The sequence below is a fragment of the Arthrobacter psychrochitiniphilus genome, from assembly GCF_003185915.1.
GTDB lineage: Bacteria > Actinomycetota > Actinomycetes > Actinomycetales > Micrococcaceae > Specibacter > Specibacter psychrochitiniphilus.
Window position 1 is genome coordinate 24,195 of the sequence record NZ_QHLZ01000004.1, and the last position, 20,963, is coordinate 45,157.

Below are 20,963 nucleotides of genomic sequence, written 5' to 3' on the forward strand. Positions count from 1 at the left end.
TTTATATTCCATTCCCAATATATGTCTGGTTCGAACTATTTCTAGAGGGCCATGCTCGGGCTGTTCTAGATATCGAGGAACCGGACGTCCTTGGCGTTTTGCTGGATGAAGTTGCGGCGTGATTCCACATCTTCACCCATGAGGATGGAGAAAATCTGGTCGGCTTCAGCGGCGTCGTCCATGGTTACCTGAAGCAGCGTGCGGTGAGCAGGATCCATGGTGGTATCCCACAGTTCCGTGTAGTCCATTTCACCCAAGCCCTTGTAGCGCTGGATGCCGTTGTCCTTGGGGATACGGCGTCCGGAAGCGGCTCCTGCGGCCAATGCTGCGTCGCGTTCCTTGTCACTGAACACGTAATCGTGTGCAGCGTTGGACCACTTGATCCGGTAGAGCGGAGGCTGGGCCAAGTACACGTAGCCGTTTTCAATCAGTGGACGCATGTAGCGGAACAACAGTGTCAGCAGCAGGGTAGTGATGTGCTGTCCATCCACATCTGCATCTGCCATGAGCACAATCTTGTGGTAGCGAACCTTCGCTACATCGAAGTCCTCACCGATGCCGGCGCCGAAGGCAGTAATCATGGCTTGGACTTCAGCGTTGCCCAGTGCCCTGTCAAGACGGGCCCGTTCAACGTTCAGGATCTTTCCACGCAAGGGAAGAATAGCCTGCGTGTGGGGGTTTCGCCCGCGCACGGCTGAACCACCGGCCGAGTCACCCTCCACAATATAAATTTCAGACAGCGCAGGATCCTTGGACTGGCAGTCCTTAAGTTTGCCTGGCATGCCGCCTGACTCCAACAAACCCTTACGGCGGGTGTTTTCGCGTGCCTTTCGGGCAGCCATACGGGCCTGTGATGCCTGGATGGCCTTACGAATGATGTCCTTGGCTGGACCGGGGTTGCGTTCGAGCCAATCGCCGAGCCCGTCAGTAACAACGCGTTGTACGAAGCCCTTGACCTCTGAGTTGCCCAGCTTGGTCTTGGTCTGGCCCTCAAACTGAGGTTCGGAAAGCTTGACCGAAATAACGGCTGTGAGTCCTTCACGGATGTCGTCCCCTGTGAGGTTGTCATCCTTTTCCCGAATAATGGTTTTTTCCCGTGCATACCGGTTGATCAGAGACGTCATGGCGGCCCGGAACCCTTCTTCATGGGTTCCGCCTTCATGGGTGTTGATCGTGTTGGCGTATGTGTGCACACTCTCTGAGAAGGACGTTGTCCACTGCATGGCGATTTCAACAGCCATACTCCGCGCGGAATCTTCAGTTTCGAAAGCAATCACATCATCGTGAACGGGCTCATATTTTTTGGACGTGTTCAGGTGCTTGACGTAATCGAGCAGTCCGTCCTTGTACTGGTAAACAACTACACGTTTACCAGTGACTATGTCCTTGCCTTCAGGGATCGCATCAAGATCCAAATCTTCATCCGAAAGAACCTCGGCTACACGCTCATCTGAGAGTGTGATTTTCAAGCCCTTATTCAGGAAAGCCATTTGCTGGAACCGTGCCCGCAGGGTTTCAAACTCAAACTCTACCGACTCAAAGATCTCCGGATCTGGGTAGAACGTCTGTGTGGTGCCTGTTTCCGTAGTGGTTTCACCCTTGATCAGGGTGCCTTGGGGCTTACCGCCGTCGGCAAAGTTCATACGCCATACGTAACCTTGGCGCCGGATCTCAGTTTCAACCCTGCGGGAAAGGGCATTAACTACGGAAATGCCCACACCGTGCAGGCCACCGGAAACGGCATAACCGCCGCCGCCAAACTTACCTCCAGCATGCAAAATGGTCATAACCACTTCAACCGTGGGTTTGCCTTCTGTGGGGTGGATGTCAACGGGAATTCCTCGACCGTTGTCAACAACTTTCACGCCGCCTTCGGCGGTAAGGGTGATCTCAATGTGGTCGCAGTAGCCGGCAAGGGCTTCATCCACAGAGTTATCCACTACTTCGTAGACAAGGTGGTGCAAGCCACGCAAACCTGTGGAACCGATGTACATGCCAGGACGTTTCCGGACTGCTTCCAGACCCTCCAAGACAGTAATGTCACTTGCATCGTAGTGACTGGTGTCTGCTGTCATGGCAGATACTTCCGAAATCGGAGAGGCACCTTCTGGAGTATTCTCCGGCTCTGGATTCACGGCACTATCCGAATTGTTCGTCGTCACAGGCGCGTTCGACCCCTTTGGTTGTTCAGCGTGGTTGCCACCTTTTGAACGCGCATGAAACAGTGAACTGCCCTGCATTCGTTCCTTGGGGAAGGCACATAAATGCCGCTCTCAACGAATGCTAAAAGCTACCACAGCGCCGCGGAGAGACGGTTGTAGTCTAATTCTACCTTGCACCACGGCTATATAACGCCTCAACGTGCCCTAAAACGCGAGAAAAGCGCCTTAGGACGCAATTGTTGAGCCTTCTTTAAGGAGATGTACGGCTAATGGGGTTTCAATCGCCCTACAGCGCCTTGCACGCTCCCGCCAAGAAAGCAACATTATCCGTAAGTGTCCCTGGGTCCACGGCCCTTCACGGTGCGGTAACCCTTTCGCCAACTCGGGGCAGTCGGGCCCAGAACCATAATCTTTGTCACCACGCCGTGTCCCAACTCGGCATCAAACTTTGCCAACAGGGATAGGGAGAGAAGCCGTAGCTGGGTTGCCCAACTGGTGGAATCACATCTGACATGCAAGGTGGTGGCTTCAAAGCTCTCCGGACGGCAATGAGCGGCAATTTCCGGACCAACAAGATCATCCCACTGAGCCATGACGGAGCCAACGGCTAAAGGAGAGCTCCACCCTCTGTCAGAAACCAGCCTGCTAACAACATTTCCAAGCCCCTGGGGATCCCTTCCGCCACCATACTTTGCATCGAGAAACGGTTTCCTTTTACTTCTGGGGGTTGTTTTTTCACCAAGACGCCCTCGCGAAATTCGCAGTTCACCGCGGCTTTTTGCGATGGCACGCATCCGGTTCAGGGCTGCCTGGGCCGCATCCACTTCGGTGTCATGATCAGATTTAGCCGCTGCCATACTACTTATTTTGCCTGTGAGGTCCCTACCCGAATCTGCCACAGACTCCTCAGTCATGGTTCATCACGCCGCCGGGAATCACCTGGATGGTTGATCCTGACAATTCCTCGGGAATATCCGCTCCCACCGCGGCCGTGACCAGAACTTGTTCGGCTGCCCCTACCATCGAGGCAAGCTTGCGCCGTCGTTGTGCATCCAGTTCAGCGAAAACATCGTCAAGAATCAGGATTGGCTGATTCCCCGCCACATGTTTGTCCTCATCCAACACGTGAAAAGAGGCGAGCCGCAGAGCCAAGGCAATGGACCACGATTCTCCATGGGAGGCATAGCTGCGGGCCGGTGCATTACCCAAAAGAAGATCCAACTCATCACGATGGGGCCCCACAAGGGACATTCCACGTTCAAGTTCGCGGGTCCTCGATGCCGTCAATACGGTTCTGTAGCGTTGCGCCAATTCCTCCACAGGGCATAGGGATAAGTCTTCGCCGTCAAGAACCTCTGGCAGCACACCTCCGGTTGGTTCCCCGAATGCACTGTAGGTGGCGTCGTCGTGCTCTTCTTGCGGGGGCGATTCCGGCGGCCCGGATATGGTGATCTGGTCAAGACTGCTGCGGTAAAGTGCCCGCAAAATTTTGGAACCGTCAGTCAATTCTGCGTAAGCCTGTGCCAGGTGGGGGCGCAAACGGTTGAGCAGATCGAGCCGGGCAAGGAGCAATCCCGCAGCGGCCATAGCCATGTGCTCGTCCCACACATCCAGCGTTGCAAGATGAGACTCGGAAACTCCGGAACGAGAAAAATGTTGAGAACGCGCTGATTTTAACAACGCGTTGCGCTGCTTGAGGACCCTGTCATAATCGCTGCGGGTACCTGCATGTTTTGGTAACAGAACTACTAAAAGATCGTCAAGAAACCGGCGCCGGTTACCAGGATCACCCTTGACCAGGGCCAGATCCTCCGGTGCAAAAAGCACTGTGCGGCAAATACCAAGAATATCCCGGGCCCGCACCGGATTGGCCCGATTGATCCGGGCACGGTTGGCTCGCGTCGCGTTGATTTCAACTTCAACCATGACTTTTTGTTCGGCCCGCACCAACTGGGCCCGGATGAGCGCCCGGTCAGTACCAAAGCGTAAAAGGGGCGCATCCTGGCTAACGCGGTGGGATGAGAGCGTGGCCAAATATCCGATCGATTCCACCAGATTGGTTTTACCCAATCCGTTGGAACCTACAAGGACAGTGACTCCGGGTGTCAACGCCAGATCCACCTGTGCGTAACTGCGGAAATCCGTCAGGGAAAGATGCTCAAGGTACATAGAAAGTAGTTTTATTCACTGCTGGGACTGGCTGGTTTTGTCGCATGCCCACCAAATTGGTGACGCAGAGCAGAAACCATTTTCATGGCTGGAGAATTATCCTCGCGAGAGGAGAACCTGGCGAAGAGAGCTGCCGTGATGGCGGGAGCTGGTACGGCGTTGGCAATGGCTTCCTCTACGGTCCACCGGCCTTCGCCAGAATCTTCTACATAATCATCAATGGACTCCAGCCCCGGATCCTCATCCAGCGCTTTGACCATCAAATCCAGCAGCCAGGAACGTACTACGGTGCCTTTTTGCCAAGCCCGGAATGTTCCTGGCAGGTCCTGAATAATATCCTTCTTAGCGAGGAGCTCGTAACCCTCAGCGTAGGACTGCATCAGTCCGTATTCGATGCCGTTGTGGACCATTTTTGCGTAATGGCCGGCTCCAATGCCACCAACGTGGACAAAACTGTCGGCCCTTTCCCCCTCAGGACGGAGTGCGTCAAACACGGGTAGGGCTCGGCTTACATCTTCCGACGCGCCGCCAGCCATCAGCCCATAACCATTGCTCAGACCCCAAACTCCTCCGGAAACACCAACATCGATGAAGGAAATATCCTTGCCGCGCAACAATTCACCGTGTTTTTGATCTTCCGTGAATCGTGAGTTCCCGCCGTCAACCACAAGGTCTCCTGGTTCGAGAAGTCCTGAAAGATCTGTGATCACTGATTCTGTAACGGCACCGGAAGGAACCATGACCCAAATCAGGCGAGGAGCCGGAACTGCTGCCACGAGTTCAGTCAAAGTAGTGACATCACTGACCTCGGGGTTTTGGTCAAATCCGGTGACTTCGATCTGCGCTGCACGCAAACGGGCCCGCATGTTGAAGCCCATTTTTCCAAGTCCAACAAGTCCAATATGCATGATATTTACTCTCTTCCGTGGGAATGGGCTAGAACGGCGGCAAAATCGAAATTACGAGGAAGGCAACCTCACTGGCATTACCAGGTAGCGGTACTCATCCCGGCGGTCACCGTCAAGATCATCTTGGGCATTGATCATGGCTGGTTTTGGTGCCGAGGTGAAGGAGAACCGAACGTACTTGCTGTCGAAGGCATTCAGACCCTCACTGAGGTAGTGCGGGTTGAATGCAACAGTAATTTCATCGCCCACAAGTGCTGCTTCCAGGTTCTCCGACGCCTGTGCATCCTCGCCAGTGCCCGCATCGAGGGTGAGCTGACCATCAGTGAAAATCAACCGTACTGGCGTGTTTCTTTCAGCAACCAGGGAAACTCGACGAACAGCTTCGGCCAAGGCATGGGTTTCTACTGTTGCATAAATGGGAGTGGTGTCCGGGAATAGTGACCGAATCTTGGGATATTCTCCATCAACCAACAGGGAGGTGGTGCGGCGTCCGCCACTTTCGAAGCCGATGAGTTCGCTGTTGGATGACAAGGCAATGTTGATGTTTCCAGCATTGCCAAGAGTTTTGGCCACTTCGCTGAGAGTTTTTGCCTTGATCAAAGCGGCGGCAGAAATATTGGGCGTTGAAGGGTTCCAACGCACTTCCCGCAGTGCCAACCTGTACCTGTCAGTGGCCAAGAGAGTGATCAGATCACCCTCAATTTCCATCTTGACGCCGGTCAGAACGGGAAGGGTGTCATCCTTGCTCGAGGCAATAATGACCTGGGAAACAGCCTGCGCAAAAGCCTCGCCGTCCACCGTTCCACTAATTTCTGGAAGAGCAGGAAGTTCCGGGTAGTCGTTGACAGGCATGGTGGCCAAATGAAAGCGGCTGCTACGGCAAGTCAAAGTCACCTTGTTGCCGTCGGTCTCTACATCAACGGGAGCGGCCGGAAGGCTTCGGCAGATGTCCGCCAAAAGACGCCCGGAAACAAGGATGGTCCCTTCTTCGGAGATATCTGCTGGTATCTGCAACCGTGCCGAGATCTCGTAGTCAAAGCTGGACAGGCTCAAGGTACCGGCTTCGGCCTTTAGCAACAGGCCTGAGAGGACCGGGACAGGAGGCCGGGGAGACAAGGAACGTGCGGCCCAGCTGACTGCTTCGGTCAGAACATCCCGTTCGACTCGGAACTTCACGGAAGGGTGCCGCCTTTCAAGGTACGAAAAAAATTTAAGGGTTCCCAGTGGACCTGTCCGAAGGGGTCAGACACCAAGGTTGAAATTACATCCTTGGAGACAGCTTAGCGCCTTGGGAAGTTCATTTGGACATTGGTCTTTGCCCTGGCCAGGGCCGGATGGGATAAAAGGTAAATGTTGTTTGAAACGAAAGATTCTTGTAGTTCGTAGTGTTAATAAGTCCTGTGGATACTGTGGATAAGTGCCTTTGAGCACGTGATTTCGCAGAAGTTGCCTGTGCACAGGTTGTGAGGCTGTCCCGTTTTGGGGTGTGGGGAACGGTGGAGAACTTTTTGAGTGCTTTTAATGATCCACAGGCAACCCGGTAGTTATCCGCAGGTTGGGGAGGTTGTGCCTGAGTAATCCACAGGCTTATCCACACCTGTTAATTTCTCAGAATTTTTCCCCGCTCCGCGGGTTACCCTTCGCGCTGCTGCTGTTTAATCTTGTTGGTGAGCTCAGTTACCTGGTTGTAGATGGCGCGTCTCTCAGCCATCAATTCCCGGATCTTCCGGTCTGCATGGATCACCGTGGTGTGGTCCCGCCCGCCAAACTCCTGACCAATCTTGGGAAGAGACATGTCAGTCAGCTCACGGCACAAGTACATGGCAATTTGCCGGGCTGTAACCAGGGTGCGGGTCCGCGACTTGCTGCACAGCTCTTCTAGAGAAATGTTGAAGTAGGCAGCCGTCTGACCAAGGATTGCAGTGGACGTGATTTCCTGGGCCCCATCGTCAGTAATCAGGTCCTTCAACACCAGCTCTGCAAGCCCAACATCTACTGGTTGCCGGTTCAAGCTCGCGAACGCTGTTACACGAATCAGTGCGCCTTCAAGTTCCCGAATGTTTGTGGAGATCTTCGATGCGATGTATTCCAAGGCGTCATCCGGTGCAGAAAGCCCTTCTCCAATAGCCTTTTTCCTCAAAATCGCGATCCGAGTCTCGAGTTCAGGGGGCTGAACGTCTGTCAGCAAGCCCCACTCAAAACGTGAACGCATGCGCTCCTCGAAACCCTGGAGACGCTTGGGCGGCAAATCCGAGGTGATAACTACCTGCTTGTTGTGGTTATGAAGCGCATTGAAGGTATGGAAGAACTCTTCTTGTGTAGCGTCCTTATTGGCCAAAAACTGAATGTCATCAATCAGAAGGATGTCCACATTGCGGTACAGCTGCTTGAAGCTGGCGCCTTCATCGTCCCGGATGGAGTTGATGAAGTCATTAGTGAACTCCTCAGAATTCACATACCGAACCCGGATGCCTGTGTAGAGGCGGCGCGCATAATGACCAATGGCATGCAAGAGGTGAGTCTTTCCCAGACCGGAATCGCCGTAAATGAACAGCGGGTTATAGGCCTTGGCCGGTGCCTCAGCCACGGCAACTGCCGCTGCATGGGCAAATCTGTTGGAAGCACCAATCACAAAAGAGTCAAAAACATATTTCGGATTGAGCCGGCCAAATTCTTGTGACGTGCTCGGCAACATGGGAGAAGGCTTAGAGATGTGCTCCACGGGTTCATGGTGGGCCGGGCTATCAGCACGAACCTGAACCTGCGCGGGAACAGTTTCTTCTTCCTTAGCAGGAGGTACCAGGTCAGCGTTGACACTGAAGGCGCAACTGATTTCCTCGGAAAAGACTTGGGCCAAAGCATCGCTCAACGCTGTATGAAGCTGGTTTTGCAGCACTTCACGAGTGAGTTCATTGGGGACCGCCACCAACAAGGTGTTTCCGATCAGGCCCTGCGGCTGTGTCAGAACTACGAATCCGCGTTGCCGCGGAGAAACACGTTCGTCCTGCTCAAGAATGCGAATGACTCGTCGCCAGGAGCTGCCAACGTCATTGATGTCCTCAGTGCTCATTGACCGTTCCATCCTTACTGCCGACTCAAGAGCCGAAAATTTCGCAATTTACACACACCGTGTACGTGACTTCAGTTACACACATAAAACCAAATTTTTTTATGAGCGCAGACCCACTCAAACTGAGTAATCCACAGAGTTATACACATCGGTGGATAACTTGCCACTGGCCTAGCCTAGAGGATGGATGAGCCAGAAGATAGCGAGAGAAAGTGCTTGTGGATAAATGTCACAGCAGCGCCCTCCTGCGCACCTCATCCACAGAAGTTGTCCACTTAGTTATGCACAGCTGTGGATGAAGCGTTTATAAGCTGTTTTTCAGGATTCCGAGGACCCAAACAGGGACAATTCGCCTCCGTGGCGCTGAAGTCTTCATACTCCGGTTTGACTGACAGGTGTTGCGTGACCTAACGTTGTGAAGTCCCATGTGTCTGTTTTGCGCCCCGGCGTGCACTCCCCATAAATGAGGAGTGGAAAGGAACAGGCATCCATATACTTAGCGTCGACCCCTTTCTTACCTGTTAGTTACGGGCAAGGCGCATCTTTGATTGTCTTGGAGTAACTACCGTGAGCAAGCGGACTTTTCAGCCGAACAACCGCCGTCGTGCCAAGAAGCACGGCTTCCGCCTACGCATGCGCACCCGCGCCGGCCGCGCCATTTTGGCAGCACGCCGCACCAAGGGTCGCGTAGAGCTGTCGGCCTAAACAATAGCTGCTTGACGATTCGTCGAGCCTTATAGAAGTAGCGGTTGATCGCAAGGTGCTAGCCACCAAGAATAGAATGCGGACTTCCGCCAACTTCTCACATACTGTACGTTCCGGCGTCCGAAATGGACGCCGGAACTTAGTGTTATATATGGTGTCCACTTCTCCGGATGCACCCAGCCAAGTTGGGTTCATTGTGGCGAAGACTGTTGGGAACGCTGTGACCCGTAACCTCGTTAAGAGGAGACTGAGGGAAATTGTTGTTGAGACAATTAAGCAGCATCCTTACGGGGTCAATGTAGTTGTGCGCGCTTTGCCCGTTTCAGCGCAGGCTTCCTTCAACGACCTTGTCATGGACTATCGAAAGGCCTTCTTTGCTGCATCGACCCGTTTACGGGACAGCGCAGCAGGCTCTTCGCCATTAATTTCAACACCATCAGTTGACAAGGCACATGAGTCAAAAGGAGAAGATGTTTTGTGAGCAGCTCACAAACTCAAGGGCGTGCGCCCAGCCTACTCGGCGCCGTCGCACGTTTCTTGTGGCATGTTCCCCGCAACATTCTCATTATCGTTTTGAAATTATACCGGCGCGTCGTCTCACCCATTTATGGGCAGGTGTGCCGGTTTTTTCCGTCATGTTCAGCCTACGCACTGGAGGCTGTGACTGTTCACGGCGCAGTCAAGGGCACATGGTTTTCCATGCGGCGGGTTATCCGCTGCCATCCTTGGAGCGCCGGTGGCCTGGATCCGGTTCCGTCACCGGCAGTTGTGGATTGGGATGACCCTTCCACGGTGCCACTCATTGTCCAACTGAACCACCCGGTTGTATTTCTGGCCAAGCAACAGGAAACGCAAAGTCGCAAAGCGGCTTGAGGAGATAGATAAAGAAATATGGGCTTCTTCAATACAATTCTGTTCCCCTTCAAGTGGATCGTCTCGTGGATCATGGTTGCCTTCCATGATGTTCTGACAACCTTGGGGATGGATGCTGCCTCGGGCATCACCTGGACCTTGTCAATCATTGGTTTGGTGTTGGTGATTCGTGCCGCATTGATTCCGGTTTTCGTCAAGCAGATCAAGGCACAGCGCGGCATGCAAGCGCTGCAGCCGGATATGAAGAAGCTGCAGGCCAAGTACAAGGGTAAGACCGATCAGCTCTCACGCCAGGCCATGGGCCAGGAACAGATGGCGCTGTACAAGGAGCACGGAACCAACCCGTTCTCTGCTTGTTTGCCCATGTTGATCCAGATGCCGTTTTTCTTCTCCCTCTTCCAAGTGCTTTCGGGCGTGGCCAAGGCCAACTCTGAGAACATCGGTATTGGTGCGATGACTCATGCGCAGGTTGTGCAATTTGACGAAGCCACCATCTTCGGTGCCCGCCTTTCCGATGCCCTGCTTCCCTCGTTTCAGGGCGGCAACCTGACGGTCACCATTGCCGTGCTGTCAATCGTGATGATTCTGGCAATGATTGCCTCACAGTTCATCACGCAGAAGCAGATCATGTCGAAGAACATGTCTGAAGAAGCCATGCAGGGCCCTTTCATGAAGCAGCAAAAGATGATGCTTTATGTACTGCCGTTGGTCTTCGGTATTGGTGGTATCAACTTCCCTATCGGTGTTTTGATCTACTGGACCACTACCAACCTGTGGACCATGGGTCAGCAGTTCTTCGTTATCCGCCGCATGCCTACTCCCGGCTCACCGGCGTACAAGGAATACCAGAAGCGCCGCGAGGCCAAGGGCCTGCCGCTGCTGGGTGCATCCAAGAAGACGGTCGAGGCAGAAGTTATTGCGGAGAGCCCTGATCTGAAGGGGCAGCGGAACCAGCCACAACGCAAGAACAGGAAGAAGAAATAATGCCTGAAGAAACGCAGCTTGTCCCTGAGGAAGTATCCGCCCCGGTAGAACCCGGTGTTAGCCGCTTGGAAGAAGAAGGCGACATTGCCGCCGACTACCTTGAAGAGCTTCTCGACATTGCCGATATCGATGGCGATATCGACATTGAAGTTCGTAATGGCCGGACCTACATCTCCATTGTTGCTGATGAGGAGTCTGATTCGTTGCAGAGCCTGGTAGGGCAGGACGGCGAAGTCCTTGACGCCTTGCAGGAACTGACCCGTTTGAGTGTTCTCTCGGCAACGGAAAGCCGGTCCCGTCTTGTTCTGGACATTTCTGGCTACCGTGGCCGCCGGAACGAAGAGCTTGCCAAGATTGCCCAGGATGCGGCAGATCTGGTCAGCGGTGGCCAAGAATCAGTGGCGTTGGATCCCATGGGAGCCTATGAGCGCAAGATTGTGCACGACGCCATTGCTGAACTGGGTTTGGAATCCGAATCTGAAGGTGAAGGCACACGCCGTCACATTGTGGTGAGCGCAGCTCATTAGGCCGCAGTTTTCAAATAGCTACCAAACGGTCCCGGCCGCTGCCTCAGGGAGCGGCCGGGACCTAAATTTTAGAGGACACATATCGTGGTGGAACTTACTGCACAAGAGGCTCTTGCGGCCGAACAAATTTTTGGCGAACGCCTTGATCTCGCCAAACGATATGTTGAACATTTGGCAACGTCAGGCATTGAACGTGGGCTGATTGGTCCAAGAGAAGTACCTCGTTTGTGGAGTCGGCACGTTTTGAACTGCGCGGTGGTGGCAGAACTGATTGCCGACGGCGCTAAAGTTGCCGATGTGGGCAGTGGCGCCGGCTTGCCAGGGCTCTGTTTGGCTATTGCCCGACCTGATCTGTACCTGACACTCATTGAGCCACTTGAACGGCGGGTCACCTGGCTCGAAGAAGTCGTCATGGATCTGGGACTCAACAATGTGGAAATCATTCGCTCCAGGGCAGAAGCCGCCATTGGCAAGGTTGAATGCTCAGTTGTTACCGCTCGAGCAGTATCTGCTTTGAAGACTTTAGCTCCACTGACTATTCCGCTCTTGGGTGGCGAGGGGGAACTCTTGGCGATCAAGGGCCGGAGTGCTGAAGACGAGATTGCTACCGCTGGCAAGACACTTAGAAACCTCGGTGGGTATGAGACATCGATCGTTATTGCAGGGCAAGATGTTCTGGACGAGCCCACAACAGTGGTTCGTGTCAAGGTGAAGCGGCGCTGATTCCCACTGCTGTGGGAATGAACCGATAAGCTAGAGGTTGGCAACCATCGCCACAAGAAAGTGAGAGTGCAAGCGTGACCAGTAGCGAAGCAGCTTCGCAACGGATCCCTCCGTTCATGACATTGGGGTCGGCACGTTCTAACGCCTCAAATCAACCTAATTCAATTGATTTACGCCAACGAAGTTCTAATGCTGGTGTTTCACGTGAAACAAGTGCGGATGCTTTGAGTTCACTCAATGATGAGCTCGATGACAGTAGCCCCATTGCTAGCCAGCTCGTCAGTGAGACTAAGCGTCGCGAACGGTTGCTGGGGCGCAAGCTTCCCCGGCCGTCACATACGCGCATTCTGACGGTGGCTAATCAGAAAGGTGGGGTCGGAAAAACGACCACCACAGTGAATGTTGCAGCTGCACTTGCTTCTGCAGGATTGCATGTCCTGGTGATTGATATTGACCCTCAGGGAAATGCATCCACAGCACTCGGCATACCTCACCATGCGGAAATCGATAGTATTTATGATGTTTTGATCAATGATGTGGCCATGGCCGAAGTAGTTGCCCAGTGCCCCGACATTGCGAATTTGTACTGTGCCCCCGCAACCATCCATCTCGCGGGTGCTGAAATTGAGCTTGTATCCCTCGTCGCGAGGGAGCAGCGACTTCGCCGGGCCATAGATGAGTATGTTAAGTTCCGGGCAAAGAGCGGTGAAGCGCGGCTAGATTTCATCTTCATCGACTGCCCGCCCAGCCTTGGGCTCCTGACGGTCAATGCGTTTTGTGCGGCGAACGAGGTTATGATTCCCATTCAGTGTGAGTACTACGCACTGGAAGGACTGAGTCAGCTTTTGAAGAATATCGAAATGATCCAAAAGCACCTGAATTCAGATCTGATTGTCTCCACTATTTTGCTGACCATGTACGATGGGCGGACAAACTTGGCTGCTCATGTGGCAGCTGATGTGCGCGAGCACTTCCCACAGCAGGTATTGAGGGCCATGATTCCACGGTCCGTCCGTATTTCTGAGGCTCCCAGCTATCAGCAGACGGTGATGACTTACGATCCTTCGTCAACTGGAGCACTGTCATATCTTGAGGCTGCGGCTGAACTGGCTGAGCGCTCCACGGTTTAATGCGATTAGTCGCATAGAATCGTTCCAATTCACTTTAAAGTTCATCAGAGCCCACATGGCGTGGGTTTCATTCAATGGAGGATGTCTCAATGACTGACAAGCGCAGGGGTCTCGGTCGTGGGTTGGGTGCATTGATCCCGAACTCATCTGGTGATGAGAGTGGATCCTCTCAGCCAACACGTCCTGTCGACTTGTTCTTTCCGGAGCCCAAATCCCGTAAACCAGCGGTAGCTCCCACTAATACCGTAAAAAAGCCTGTAGAAGCCAAGAATGTTGAACTTGTAGAAGTTCCAGGTGCCACTTTCATGGAACTTCCTGTTGGCGAAATCCATCCGAACCGTAAACAGCCACGTACTCTCTTTGATGAGGACGATATGGCGGAACTGGTTCACTCAGTCCGTGAAATCGGAATCCTACAACCAATTGTTGTCCGCAAGTCCACTGAAAAGGGCGATCAGCCCTACGAATTGGTAATGGGTGAACGCCGCTGGCGTGCGAGTCAGGCCGCAGGCTTGGAAACTATTCCCGTTATTGTCAGGGAAACTACTGATGACAACTTGCTACGTGATGCTCTTTTAGAGAACCTGCACCGAAGCCAGCTGAATCCACTGGAAGAGGCCGCCGCCTACCAGCAACTTTTGGAAGATTTTGGCACTACGCATGAGCAGCTTGCCGATAAGATCGGCCGCTCACGTCCACAGGTATCCAACACGTTACGACTGCTGAAGCTTCCTCCGTTGGTTCAGCGCAGGGTGGCCTCCGGTGTGTTGTCTGCTGGTCATGCTCGGGCGCTCCTGGCTCTTCCGGATGCGGTGGCCATGGAAAACTTGGCTCAGAAGATTATTGCCGAGGGGATGTCGGTTCGCTCGACCGAAGAGGCAGTCCAGCTCTATCAGGCACCGTTGGATGGAAAGAAGCCGGCAACTAAGACTTCTAGCCCACGTCACGAACGACTTGATTTCTTGGCAAGTTCGCTGGCAGATCGACTGGACACGAACGTGAAGATTTCCCTCGGTGCCCGTAAGGGTAAGGTCAGTATTGAGTTTGCGTCAGTCGAGGATCTTAACCGGATCATGGATGTCTTGAGTCCCGACGCGAATTAGTGAGTGTTAGCGAGAGTGGCGGTGTTTCACGTGAAACACCGCCACTCTCGTCTTTAAAATATGTTCGCCAGGATTGATCCTAAGCGTAAAAATCGCGACCTTGACTGACACTCAGCGCTTCCAGATTCGGTCAATTTAGGAAAGCTGATGCAACTTGGATGCAACGTTCCACGTGAAACATCTTTTGAAAACTAATGAAGTTTAGTTTCGTGCGCCGGATCGGATGGTGTAAAAGTATGGGCGCTTAGACTGGGCTGTTTACTGAATGGTAAGGGCCGCCATCGCAGCTGAATGGACAACGAGGTTTTTATGCTGCGGCGTGGAGTGTCCGGTTTGGGAGATGGGGTCGGGGAGTAGGGCTTGTTCTTCATGTTCAATCGCGATTGTCCGCTCGGGCCGGTGCTTGCTGCGGAGGTGAACATCTAGTGCAGTATTGCCGGTGGGCCCCTCGTAAAGGAAGGGTGATGGCAAGTGTGCTCCTGGCCCATAGCTTTAGCTGGCACCTGTGTGCGTGCTCCTTGGAAATCACATAGTCTCATTGCCGGGCAAGACGAACATTTTGGGAATGGTATTTTCGAAAACAAGCGTCTCTGGCAAGACCCCTTATGAGCAGCTAGTCCGCCTTTCGGCAATCTTAAGCGGCGAGGTTGTTCGGGTGTTTGACGAGGGACAGGTGCCAAGCGTCCAGAGCGGTGATTCTGAGGATCGCTAAACACGAAGTCCAATTCCGCAAAGAGGCGACCATTCAAATTTGCGGCTATCTACCCGTCTCATACACAGCTACTGCAACTCTCATCTAGGTTGGAGGGAGCCCACTAGGATGCGAGGCCTAGATTAAGGCGGCTGTGCGTCCTCCTAAGGGCCTGGGAGGTGTTCCGGCACAACAAGGCCTGCTGGGGTAAGCCGGAAGGGCGCACGTGGGATCTGAGCCTCTAGATTGACCTCTGCTAGTCCCGCTGCGCATGAGGTATGTGACTAAAGGTGCTTAGAGGGTGATTGGTGCCTAGGCTGACTCCATGAACCCGTGCAGGACAGCCACCAGTTGTGCAGTAGATGGGTGACTGCAAAGAGGGTCTCCCGCCACTTAGCTGTTGTTTGATCTGCTGGAATAGGAAGTGCCAGTACCACCCCGGCCCATGGCCAGAACCTACCCAATGACTTGGTGGAGTAGTTGTCTGCCCGGTTCTTTTGTGCGACTCCGGCGTTGGCCGGCATTGGCTCCTGTATCCCCAGCAGGACCGTGTGCCCATCGGCTTTCAGCCAGGGCAAGGTGAAAAGCACAGGGTTCAGAAAGAGCGACACTAGTAGGTGTAGATCGATGCACCAGCATGTATATCAGACGCAGTACCTGCTTCTAATTAAACCGGCCAGCTCTAAGCGGCGTGACGTCCCGATGGTGCGCCCGCATTCATCCGGAATGGAATCGGTGATACACATACCGCCTAACCACAAGACAACCTCCCGCTTCAGGAGCGCGATGGGGGCGCGAGTGCTTACCGTATTTATAGTCAGGTCTATTGTGCATGGGCCCTGTTGTACCGGGCTGCGTTGTTACCCAGTACCTCAGCCAAATACGGGAGCTCTGCAATTCAGTGCATGTGTATGGATCTATCAGCACTGTTCATAGGTGCGACCGAGTAGGGCCGCCATCTCTGCAATAGCGACCCGTGCGGGGTGGTGATGTGTGGTTGCGAAACGATCGCCGGATACCTGGGTGCGAGTGTCGTATCGGCCGTCATAAATGGGTAAGTTGTGCCGGTATATCCCGACTGACCTTTCACCCGTTGGAATCGAACAGCCAGAAAGCTTCACAGTCTACCGCCACATTCCTTACCCTGCCCGCCGGAGCGAACTGATAGCCTGCAAACGATTCCGCGCCTTACGCCTTGTGCGAGTCCACAAATACGCCGTATCCGCTGTGGTGGGATGGGATCGCAGCTTTTCCATGAAGAGGGGAACACCCGTAAGAGCCATGTGGTGCTGGGATTATCCATGATTCTCTCTGATGGTGCGGCGTCGGTCCTTGTCACTTCATTGGTACCAGGGTGGCCTTCTGCTGACTTAGTTGTGGGCAGGTTGGTGGTACCGGCCAATTGCGGAGAAGGTGAACAACAACGGCCCTCTCAAAGCCGCTACTGACGTTGCGTTCTAACAGAATTGATAGTGAAGCCGTTCACGAGGAACATGTCAACGGTGCTTATCCAGGGCTGTACGGGTACTGAATCATTGAACTCGGAGAACTTCCAAACTCGCAGTAACAGGGTATATTTTCGCTTACAGGGTCCGCTTGTCCCGTCCGGGTCATGCTTCATCCACGGCACTGAGACCGTACTGGTGAACTGAGCCAATGAGCCGGTACCAGGCGCGCAGTCTTTATCTTGGGGAATTCGTCATGGATGCTTCATTCGCCGTAGCTGCCGATGCTCTGCCATGTATAGACGAGGCTTTCAATACTTCGTAGACAGCTGCCGGCTCGGTTGCACAGGCAGCTGTGCCGGTGGTTAACGAGTGGACATCACATCAGGTAGTTCTTCTTGGTGTTTGGCACATTGGTCCTCGTAGTGTTCTCGTTTGAGATTCCATTGTTTTGCTGAGCACGACGCACCGCAGCGGTCGGCTTAGGGCGTGGGCAAGGAGACTGGCATCCTTGGTAATAGGCCTGCCGGTTCGCGAGGGTGATCTGTACGACTGACTGGTCTGCGGGACTATCCTGGGTTTTTTCTAGCGGCCAGGATTTCCCCGGTCTTGGAGATTGTCAGTACTGCCGGATCAAGGTCTCCCTGAGGCCGTGTACGGACTTGCATGTAGTACAAGGCTTTGGCTTCCAGGGTCGGTTAGGGAATCGGCTGTGTTGCCAGCGTATGTGTGTTACGCGTCGCGTTGTTTGGGGCGCATTGGTCATTGTGGGTGACGATGTAGCTGCTGTGGTTTGTGCTTAGTTGGCAGCGTCAACCCGACGACCAGATCCGCCATTCCCGCCGGGGCCCGAAATCTCTGAGCAACCAAAGTGGCAGCATGATTTTGCTCGGGCCGCCCGTGGTGGAGTGATTCCTTCGTTCCCTTGTTTCGCTGTTCTCCACGAAGTGGCCCCTTCCTAGCCGGGGCGTGGTAGGCAAGAGTCATTGACATGATCTTTTGGTATAGGAAGAGGAGCGGGCGCGATGATGGTCGTGGGTAGCCCCGATCAGGCCGGGACGGCCTTGCTGGCGGGCGAAATACCCTGTCCTCATTGCTCGACGCCGCTGCGCCCCCACGGGCACTCCCGTCACCGCACCGTGCGTGGCCTGGGCCAGGAGCGGCTGACCGTACAGCGGCGGCGAGCCCGCTGTGCCGACTGCGGACATACCCAGTTCCTTTTGCCAGCCGCGTTGGCCCTACGCAGGGTGCGGCGCTGGCTCCGCCGGGTCCCGGACACACACGTTCACTGGCTGAAGCAACAGGCAGTGAAGCACGCGTTCCGTCTCAACCCCGACAAGCTGGTCCGCCCCAAGCAGTGGCTGAGCCTGCTCGGCTGGCACCTGAATATCTTTGCCGGCGCCGCATTGGCTTTCAACCATCGGGCAAGTGTCGAGCTGCCGCCTTGGACCGTGATCGGGCACTTCACACGAGATAACATACTCAGCCCACCCCTGCACACCTAAAAAGAGACGAGACCGTGCTTTGCCATGCCCTGAAACACCACGTCACCATGACGAGCGGTCCATCGATCCCATCGTCATTTAAGGCGACGACGTCATCGTCAAATAGCGCACTCGGTAACAGTATGTTGAAGTAAATCCCAGGCTGTACGCGGTGTGGAATGGTCCAGGGATTGGCGCGGCCGGCGGTTGTTGTAGTGATCTCAAAACCGGTGAATCCTGCCCTGAAGGTGCTCGAACATGGCGGGCTGCTGCACGTCGAGGAACCGCAGCAGGGTTTGCTGAGAGAGCTCGTTCTTGCTTTGCGTGGTGGGTTTGCCGGGCAGTCCGCTGATCGGCATGGTCCTTTTGGAGGCGAGGAAGATTTCACCGGAACCGATCCTGCCGGCCCGCAGCTGATTGAACGCCAATGAGTTCTCCGACAGCACATCTTTGGTCGGGCTGTAAACGGTGATGGCTCGTTCGAGGACGTCCTTGGCATCGGTACTGTTCTCGGCAAGTGAGTACGCTGCTGTGCCCACATCGAAGCGCGAAGAGTCATCGAGGAGCTGGTACACGGTGATAACTTATTCGCCAGCGAAACGGTACTCGAAAGCATCCAGTTGCCACAATGACATCACGGTGGAGCGTACGAACGGGATGTACGGGGACTTGGGTCGTTCCCTGGGGGCTGCGTCGACGTGGCAGACACTGGAGCGCAGGCGGGTTATCCCTCGCGACCGAGGAAACCTTCCCACCCGGGAACCTCCCTTGCTGGCTGGCTTCGTTATAGATCGAACGTGGACCATAGCACCAGCCATCGGCTTTGAGTTGCTTCCGGATCTTCACCACTTTGTGAATCAGCCGGGGCCATATTTACGGGCCGGAGTCTTCGGTGCACGGGAACGCGGGTGAAAGAGAGTTCGCCATTCAATGACTATCGCTGCCAACCCGTCGGTAAAAGTGTCTCCGACGTGGGGAGAGAGTGTCGTCTCCGAAGTGACGAGATCCGATGTATACGAAGTGGCGAGATTACACACCAGATCGACACAGGCCCGCTACCGAAAGCCTCGACTAAATATGCCATATCCGGCCGCTGGCTCTTGAACATTTGTCCGTGCTCGACCCTAGTATTCCCAAGGAGGGGACATCCGCCAAGACGTCACCCAAGTCAACATGATCCACCCCGGATAAGAAGAATCACCCTAGAATAGTGCATATCAGCTCCACACGGATTGACCAGGTTCACTGCCGTGCCACTGGCTGCCAAATAGCCGGAGTCAAGGAGCGGAACACGGCACCGAAGAACGCCCAGACCAGCTGACACCCGGCAACACTGCAGCGAGCAACGGGGAGGTATGCTGGCCAAAAGAATAAGTGACGCGAACACAGACAGCGATGATTAACGGGTACAGCTCCCTAGCTACCTCGTTTCGGGTCCGCGTCCTTGTAGTCGATCGGGAGCGCCACCCTCACCGTGGCGGTGGCGTCATGCTCCGGCCCGCTTGCCCACAGTGCGCATCTACAAACCGACAAGCAACGCCCTAAGTGCCTCCAGATTCCGACCAGCTGTTAGTGCTTGCGCTGTTGTTAGATGCCGGCGTCGTTTTCAGCGACGAGGTGATTGTTGGGTCTGATTGTCATCGTGATGTGCGGGCTCGTCAGGATGCTCGGCTGAGTCCGCGCGGCTAGATCTTGGGGTATCCCAGGATGTCTAGATTGAGGTTGCCTAAGGTACTGCAATATATCCTCGTGCAGCCACTCGGTATGCGATGAGGACACCCTGGCCCAGCAGGCTGGACGCCATGTGGTCTGGCAGCGTCGCTGTGGAGTCCAGCGAAGGATAGTACCCAGACGGCAATGCTGCCGCAGACTACCTCGTGGTGCTCATTATCATCATCGTCTCTGTTCCTTTTCGTTATCTCAACGCACCGGGATGGGATGCTTGCCCATCATTTCCGTTGCTGGGAAGGGGTGCGCTTTGGGTAGTTTGGCACTGCCTCGGAACAGATGAGTCACTCCACCATTGATTGGTGGAGAAGACCACTGTGCCAATCAGGCGGCACAAGATACTGGGTGCAGAATAGACAGCTGAATTGGTCTTCACGCTGACGCGGTGGTCAAACAAGGAGACGATTGATTCCTCGGCCTAACACGCGTGAGGGTTCTAGGACGGGTCAAAGAGGAGCCAATAGTACTGACATGTAAACGGATGCAGGGGTGCCAACCTTTTGGCAGACGAGTGCGTCAACGCCATGCAATATTTCGCTGGATAGACTCGTTCGCGATCTACGATCCGCATGACGGTCGTAGAACTCATGGCCAGGAAGGGAATGGGGGGACCAACCGGGAAGCAACGTGGCTCTACCCGGAGGGCGTGGGGGACCGAAACGGTACCAGTCGCAGACCGTGGTTTGGGCTGCCAGCGCATTTGCAAGAGTGCTGGGTACTGAACTCAAGCTGGCACTACGGGATTCTGGATCCAATATCAGGTGAACGCATGATGGGGCTTTCCCGCTGTGGAAATATCTCAATGTGATCGGAATTGGCCACATGACTTCAATGGCTAATTCCTCACTCTCATCTTGAGTCCTACCAGCCCTGCCGTTCGAAAGGTATACAGCGCAAAATGGTGGGTCATGCACAACTAGGAGCTGGGGACAAAGACTCGAGTATTAGGAGGCAATGTTGCGTGTACCAAAGGTTTGGCTGCGGTGACAGCTCATCTTTCTTATGTGCCGGGCACCAGTCTCTCTTCGATGCCACGCGCACGTTCTTATGGCTCACTTCATCCAGCTACTAACGTACCTCGCTGATCCTCACTGCCAACAGTATGGTGGCGTAAGGTGGAATCCCTACTGCGAGTAGCCTGACCATGGAAACCATCCAGGACCACTTGGTATGTGGTCAGTCGTTTTGAGTGGATCGATTGGGTCTCCGCAGCTGATCAGAGCTTAGGTGTTTGATCTGAATGAGGCTCTCGGTATCGCAA

At 54.3% G+C, this 20,963-nt stretch carries 16 protein-coding genes; 9 read left to right on the plus strand and 7 right to left on the minus strand.

The genetic code is table 11. From position 1 onward, the window contains the following. Window positions 1-65: 65 nt before the first annotated feature. The 6 genes from gyrB to dnaA all read right to left on the minus strand — a co-directional run bounded on the left by gyrB (window position 66) and on the right by dnaA (window position 8,309). Window positions 66-2,075 carry a DNA topoisomerase (ATP-hydrolyzing) subunit B gene (gene gyrB, locus CVS29_RS07360; RefSeq protein ID WP_110105929.1) on the minus strand — a complete coding sequence of 670 codons (2,010 nt, stop codon included), beginning with the start codon at window positions 2,073-2,075 and terminating at the stop codon, window positions 66-68. A 410-nt stretch (window positions 2,076-2,485) separates the two neighbouring features. Next, the gene (locus tag CVS29_RS07365) at window positions 2,486-3,076 is read right to left on the minus strand and encodes a DciA family protein (RefSeq protein WP_373366705.1); all 591 of its coding nucleotides are present in this window, start codon (window positions 3,074-3,076) and stop codon (window positions 2,486-2,488) included. Beyond that, entirely contained in the window at window positions 3,069-4,331 is a 1,263-nt protein-coding gene (gene recF, locus CVS29_RS07370; RefSeq protein ID WP_110105699.1) for a DNA replication/repair protein RecF, read from the minus strand. The genes CVS29_RS07365 and recF overlap by 8 nt, the downstream gene beginning before the upstream one ends. An 11-nt stretch (window positions 4,332-4,342) precedes the next feature. Further along, window positions 4,343-5,239 carry a phosphogluconate dehydrogenase (NAD(+)-dependent, decarboxylating) gene (gene gnd / locus CVS29_RS07375; protein ID WP_110105700.1) on the minus strand — a complete coding sequence of 299 codons (897 nt, stop codon included), beginning with the start codon at window positions 5,237-5,239 and terminating at the stop codon, window positions 4,343-4,345. Window positions 5,240-5,290: 51 nt separating this feature from the next. After that, window positions 5,291-6,415, minus strand: a complete 1,125-nt coding sequence (gene dnaN / locus CVS29_RS07380; protein WP_110105701.1) for a DNA polymerase III subunit beta — start codon at window positions 6,413-6,415, stop codon at window positions 5,291-5,293. A gap of 457 nt (window positions 6,416-6,872) precedes the next feature. Then, window positions 6,873-8,309 (minus strand): chromosomal replication initiator protein DnaA, encoded by a 1,437-nt coding sequence (gene dnaA / locus CVS29_RS07385; protein ID WP_110105702.1) that lies wholly within the window; start codon window positions 8,307-8,309, stop codon window positions 6,873-6,875. Between the two features lie 567 nt (window positions 8,310-8,876). On the opposite strand from dnaA, the gene rpmH reads away from it, so the two are divergent. From rpmH to CVS29_RS18200, 9 genes are all read left to right on the plus strand, one after another. Further along, entirely contained in the window at window positions 8,877-9,014 is a 138-nt protein-coding gene (gene rpmH, locus CVS29_RS07390) for a 50S ribosomal protein L34 (protein WP_044569795.1), read from the plus strand. 55 nt (window positions 9,015-9,069) lie between these two features. Then, a complete protein-coding gene (gene rnpA, locus CVS29_RS07395) occupies window positions 9,070-9,495 on the plus strand; it encodes a ribonuclease P protein component (protein ID WP_110105703.1) in 426 nt (141 codons plus the stop codon). Beyond that, complete coding sequence (yidD, locus tag CVS29_RS07400) at window positions 9,492-9,887, plus strand: membrane protein insertion efficiency factor YidD (RefSeq protein WP_110105704.1); 396 nt, start codon at window positions 9,492-9,494, stop codon at window positions 9,885-9,887. Before rnpA ends, yidD begins: the two co-directional genes overlap by 4 nt. Window positions 9,888-9,905: 18 nt before the next feature. Then, window positions 9,906-10,871, plus strand: coding sequence for a membrane protein insertase YidC (gene yidC, locus CVS29_RS07405; protein WP_110105705.1), 966 nt, complete (start codon window positions 9,906-9,908; stop codon window positions 10,869-10,871). Then, window positions 10,871-11,398 (plus strand): Jag family protein, encoded by a 528-nt coding sequence (locus CVS29_RS07410; protein ID WP_110105706.1) that lies wholly within the window; start codon window positions 10,871-10,873, stop codon window positions 11,396-11,398. The genes yidC and CVS29_RS07410 overlap by 1 nt, the downstream gene beginning before the upstream one ends. 84 nt (window positions 11,399-11,482) lie before the next feature. Then, complete coding sequence (gene rsmG / locus CVS29_RS07415; RefSeq protein WP_110105707.1) at window positions 11,483-12,121, plus strand: 16S rRNA (guanine(527)-N(7))-methyltransferase RsmG; 639 nt, start codon at window positions 11,483-11,485, stop codon at window positions 12,119-12,121. Between the two features lie 74 nt (window positions 12,122-12,195). Beyond that, window positions 12,196-13,251 (plus strand): ParA family protein, encoded by a 1,056-nt coding sequence (locus tag CVS29_RS07420; RefSeq protein ID WP_281268038.1) that lies wholly within the window; start codon window positions 12,196-12,198, stop codon window positions 13,249-13,251. An 89-nt stretch (window positions 13,252-13,340) separates the two neighbouring features. Then, window positions 13,341-14,354, plus strand: a complete 1,014-nt coding sequence (locus tag CVS29_RS07425; RefSeq protein WP_110105709.1) for a ParB/RepB/Spo0J family partition protein — start codon at window positions 13,341-13,343, stop codon at window positions 14,352-14,354. Window positions 14,355-17,797: 3,443 nt separating this feature from the next. Next, a complete protein-coding gene (locus CVS29_RS18200) occupies window positions 17,798-17,995 on the plus strand; it encodes a hypothetical protein (protein WP_146213014.1) in 198 nt (65 codons plus the stop codon). Between the two features lie 200 nt (window positions 17,996-18,195). Here CVS29_RS18200 and CVS29_RS07440 read toward each other — a convergent pair whose 3' ends face one another. Beyond that, entirely contained in the window at window positions 18,196-18,549 is a 354-nt protein-coding gene (locus tag CVS29_RS07440) for a hypothetical protein (RefSeq protein WP_110105712.1), read from the minus strand. Between the last annotated feature and the right edge of the window lie 2,414 nt (window positions 18,550-20,963).

Coding starts and splice junctions, on each gene's coding strand:
- gyrB (WP_110105929.1), bottom strand. CDS start 2,075: ATGACAGCAGACACCAGTCACTACGATGCAAGTGACATTACTGTCTTG.
- CVS29_RS07365 (WP_373366705.1), bottom strand. CDS start 3,076: ATGACTGAGGAGTCTGTGGCAGATTCGGGTAGGGACCTCACAGGCAAA.
- recF (WP_110105699.1), bottom strand. CDS start 4,331: ATGTACCTTGAGCATCTTTCCCTGACGGATTTCCGCAGTTACGCACAG.
- gnd (WP_110105700.1), bottom strand. CDS start 5,239: ATGCATATTGGACTTGTTGGACTTGGAAAAATGGGCTTCAACATGCGG.
- dnaA (WP_110105702.1), bottom strand. CDS start 8,309: ATGAGCACTGAGGACATCAATGACGTTGGCAGCTCCTGGCGACGAGTC.
- yidC (WP_110105705.1), top strand. CDS start 9,906: ATGGGCTTCTTCAATACAATTCTGTTCCCCTTCAAGTGGATCGTCTCG.
- CVS29_RS07410 (WP_110105706.1), top strand. CDS start 10,871: ATGCCTGAAGAAACGCAGCTTGTCCCTGAGGAAGTATCCGCCCCGGTA.
- CVS29_RS07425 (WP_110105709.1), top strand. CDS start 13,341: ATGACTGACAAGCGCAGGGGTCTCGGTCGTGGGTTGGGTGCATTGATC.